This is a genomic window from Polynucleobacter sp. 35-46-11 (genome assembly GCF_002281105.1).
On sequence record NZ_NCFJ01000314.1, the window covers coordinates 1 to 3,000 of the forward strand.

General features: G+C 44.9%; 3 protein-coding genes. 1 reads left to right on the forward strand and 2 read right to left on the reverse strand.

Going from position 1 to position 3,000, the window contains the following annotated elements; translation table 11 throughout:
- On the forward strand, positions 1-344 hold a 344-nt coding region (locus B7Y67_RS14120; protein WP_293599191.1), incomplete at its 5' end, for a sulfite exporter TauE/SafE family protein.
- Between the two features lie 18 nt (positions 345-362).
- Here B7Y67_RS14120 and B7Y67_RS14125 read toward each other — a convergent pair.
- Both B7Y67_RS14125 and B7Y67_RS14130 read right to left on the reverse strand, forming a co-directional pair.
- A complete protein-coding gene (locus tag B7Y67_RS14125) occupies positions 363-1,886 on the reverse strand; it encodes a malonyl-CoA synthase (protein WP_293599192.1) in 1,524 nt (507 codons plus the stop codon).
- Positions 1,887-1,920: 34 nt separating this feature from the next.
- Positions 1,921-2,904: a tripartite tricarboxylate transporter substrate binding protein gene (locus tag B7Y67_RS14130; RefSeq protein WP_293599193.1), complete on the reverse strand. Its 984-nt coding sequence runs from the start codon at positions 2,902-2,904 to the stop codon at positions 1,921-1,923.
- Positions 2,905-3,000 lie beyond the last annotated feature (96 nt).

Genomic DNA, 3,000 nt, shown 5'->3' on the forward strand with positions numbered 1-3,000 from the left:
CAGGTGGGGCTTTTATCACTGTGCCATTTATGCTTTGGTGCAATGTAAAACCACATACTGCGATGGCAAGTTCTTCAGGCCTAGGATTTCCGATTGCGGCTGCGGCAACGATTGGTTATATGTACGGAAGTTGGGGCAACCCTAACCTCCCTGCAGGCTCACTTGGATTTGTTTATGTTCCCGCAGTGCTTTGCATTGTGGCGGTTAGTATATTTACAGCCCCGCTTGGCGCCAAGATGGCTAGAAGGCTCAATGTAGCTCAACTCAAACGCATCTTTGGTGTAATGCTCGTTATGCTCGCAGCCTTCATGTTTAATGAAAGCCGCAAGGCATTTGGTTTCTAAAAAACTGATTTCCTGAGATTAGCTGGCGTATTGCTGACGCAGAATATTCTTCTGAACTTTACCCATTGCATTGCGAGGCAAGTCAGAAACAATTTCTAAGCGCTTTGGAATCTTGAAGTTCGCAATCTGCGTTTTGAGTGCAGCGATCATGGCTTGTGCATCTAGCTTGGCACCTGCTTTTGGTACAACCACTGCCATTACTGCCTCACCAAAATCTGGATGCGGAATACCAATCACAGCACTCTCATCTACGCCATCCATGTCATCGATAAAGCTTTCGATTTCTTTTGGATAAACGTTATAGCCACCAGAAATAATTAAGTCCTTGCTGCGTCCAACAATACAAAGGTAGTCCTTGGGTGCTTTACCACCATTGGCATCGCCACCCCAACGACCAACGTCACCAGTTTTAAACCAGCCGTCTTTGGTAAATTCTTCTGCAGTTTTCTCTGGCATGCGCCAGTAGCCCTTGAATATATTTGGGCCTTTAACTTGGATACTACCGATTTCATCAACACCACAAGGTTTATTGTTTTCATTAACCACGCGCACCTTCACACCTGGCAAAGGTAAACCGACTGATCCGCCTACACGATTTCCTTTGTATGGGTTGGAGACCAACATCACAGTCTCGCTCATGCCATAGCGCTCAAGAATCGGTTGACCAATCACCTCTTTAAAAGTATTGAACGTTTCGGTGAGCAAAGGAGCTGAACCAGAAACAAATAAGCGCATATTGCGCGTGACGCTCTTATTAAAGTTTTTATCTGCAAGCAAGCGTACATAGAACGTTGGCACACCCATCATTACAGTGGAATTGGGCATGTGATGAATTAGTTGCGCAGTATCTAAACGCGGCAACCAAATCATTTTGCTACCGTTAATTAACGCACCATGAGCAGCTACAAACAAACCGTGGACATGAAAGATTGGCAAAGCATGTAATAGAACATCACCTTTTTTCCAGCCCCAAAACTTCTGCAGCACCTGTGCATTACTACCCAAGTTCTTGTGGGTCAGCATCGCACCTTTACTGCGACCGGTTGTACCGGAGGTATACAAAATAGCAGCTAAATCATCATCTTTTACGGCAACGGTTTTGAATTTATCACTTTGACCAGCTGCACGATCAAGCAAAGTACCCTTACGATCTTCATCCAAAGTAAATACGTGTTTAGTGCCAGCCTGAAAAGCAACCTTCGACACCCAAGAGAAATTCTTGCTGCTACAAACCACGACTGCTGGCTCAGCATTCTCGAGAAAATATTGAATTTCCGCCGCTTGATAGGCTGTGTTCAGAGGTAGGTAAACGTAGCCTGCCTTGATAGTGGCAAGATAAAGAAAAAGGGCCTCTGGAGATTTCTCAACCTGAACTGCAACCCTTGATCCAGTGGGTAACTTGAGGCTCTTAAGCAAATTTGCCATCTTGGCAGTTGCACGCTCTAGATCACTCCAGGAGTAATAAAGTCCATCATGCGTTTCAAGTGCACATGCTTGCTTATCTTTTGGAAAACCCTTTTCCAATAAGGAATATAAATTCATTCGAGCCTCAAATACCAATACATTAAATGCTTAATTAATCTAACGAAGCACCAGATTTCTTGACTACGCTAGACCAACGAACTACGTCAGCATGCACTTGCTTACCAAATGCTTCACCGTAGAGATTCGGCGTCTCAGAGCCGTTTTTCTCCCAGATTGACTTGAGCTTTGGTGAATTTAAGGCCTTCTGCACTTCAACAATCATCTTGTCAACGATCGGTTTTGGAGTGCCTGCTGGAGCAAACATAGAGTACCAAGTTGACACTACATAGTCAGGCAAACCAGCTTCTTGGAATGTTGGCACACTTGGAATTGCTGAAGAACGCTTGTTTGCAGCTACGGCGATCGCCACCAATTTACCGGCGTTAATTTGTGGCGCAGATGTAGCAAGGCCATCAAATTCCAAATCGACTTGACCAGCCAGCAAATCATTCATAGCTGGACCAGCGCCACGATAAGGGATGTGAACCATATCTACACCTGCATCTGTTGCCATCATCGCACCAGCGAGATGACCTGGAGACCCATTACCAACAGAGGCATAAGAGATAGAGCCTGGTTTTGCTTTTGCCATCTCAATCACTTCTTTAACATTCTTGGCGGGAAAATTGGGATTGGCAACCAAGATTTGAGGCAAAGATGCAATGGTCACAACTGGAGAGAAATCTTTCTCTGTATCAAATGGCAGTCGGGGATAAAAAGAAGGATTAATGGTGTGAGATGAGAGCGTAAACAGCACTGTGTAACCATCAGAGGGGGACTGGGCTGCCAAAGCAGATCCAATTGAACCACCAGCACCTCCGCGATTATCAATAATGACTTGCTGACCCAATTCCTTGGCGAGAGGCTCTTGTACTATCCGAGCAATAACATCAGTACCTCCACCCGGTGGGTAAGGAACAATAAACTTAATTGGCTTAGTTGGCCAAGACTGGGCATAGACACCATTTACTACCAACATGTTGGACAGGCACAGAGCTGCGCCAAGCACCAACTTAAAGATCTTATTCGTCTGCATACAAACTCCTCTAAAGGTTATTCATTGCTGCTTCAGAAGCTACCATACTCTATTCAGTTCTACTGAACAAGTTGTTTCGTATAAGTAATAACACTA

Excerpts from the sequence above, each read along its gene's own strand:
- B7Y67_RS14125 (WP_293599192.1), bottom strand. The coding sequence starts at position 1,886 with ATGAATTTATATTCCTTATTGGAAAAGGGTTTTCCAAAAGATAAGCAA.
- B7Y67_RS14130 (WP_293599193.1), bottom strand. The coding sequence starts at position 2,904 with ATGCAGACGAATAAGATCTTTAAGTTGGTGCTTGGCGCAGCTCTGTGC.